1 protein-coding gene is annotated in these 1,088 nt (G+C 62.6%); it reads left to right on the top strand.

Translation table 11 applies throughout. The features are described from left to right. Positions 1-104 precede the first annotated feature (104 nt). On the top strand, positions 105-1,088 hold a 984-nt coding region (locus DBR23_RS08055; protein WP_233250331.1), incomplete at its 3' end, for an asparagine synthetase B.

Genomic DNA, 1,088 nt, shown 5'->3' with positions numbered 1-1,088 from the left:
GGCACAAATACACGCGGGGCCGCCATGTGCAGACGCAGCGCTGGTGGAGCCTGGCAGACCAGCGCGAGCAAGATTTTGTATTTGGCAATTGGGCCGAAGAGTTCATGGCCCTGCTTGATGATGCCATCCGCATCCGGCTGCGCGCCGACGTGCCGTTTGGCGCCTTCCTCTCGGGCGGGGTTGATTCGAGCACCATCGTCGGCATGATGGCGCGCCATGTCGATCAGCCGGTCAAGACCTTCTGCATCGGCTTTGAAGACCCGCACTACGACGAGTCGGCCTTTGCTCTGCAGGCCGCCCAGCGTTTTGGTTGTGACCATACGACGGAAGTCGCCGAACTGAACATGCTGGCGCGTTGGCCGAAAGTGCTGCACCACCTCGACCAGCCCCACGGTGATGCCTCCTTTATGCCCATGCTGCGCGTGAGCGAGTTGGCGGCAAAACAAGTCAAGGTGGTGTTGACCGGCGACGGCGGCGACGAACTGTTTGCCGGCTACGACAAATACGCCCAGTTCTTCGCCCGACCCGATGCGATGACTTTGCCGCAGGCTGTGTTCGAACGCAGCTATGTCGAAAGCATCTCGCTCTTCAGCCCTGAGGCCAAGGCCGCGCTATACCAGCCCGAAGTGCGCGCGCAGCTTGCCGGCATCGACAGCTTCACCGCCGCGGCCCAACCCTGGTTCGCCGAGGCACGGCATTTCGACCGCATCAACCAGGCGCTGTATCTGGACATGCAACTGCTGCTGAGCGGCAACAACCTCGTCAAGCCCGACCGCATGGGCATGGCCGTGGGCATCGAAGCGCGCACGCCCTTCCTCGACTGGCGCATGATGGAGTTCGCCTTCCGCTCGCGTGGTGCGACCAAGCTGTCGGCCCAGGGCGAGAAGAAACACTGGTTCAAGCGCGCGGCCGTCCCGCTGATCGGCGAGGACCTGGCCTACCGCAAGAAGCAGATGTTCACCGTGCCGATCGGCGACTGGTTCAAAGGTGAGCTACACGGCTGGTTGTGTCAGACGTTGAACGGCAGTGAGGTGATCGCGCAACTATTCGAGCCGGCAGTGGTCTCCCGCATGCTGGACCAGCACCGC

Source organism: Acidovorax sp. HMWF018 (genome assembly GCF_003061035.1).
GTDB lineage: Bacteria > Pseudomonadota > Gammaproteobacteria > Burkholderiales > Burkholderiaceae_C > Acidovorax > Acidovorax delafieldii.
Note: the sequence above shows the minus strand (reverse complement) of the source record. Positions and strands in the feature narration are given on the sequence as shown.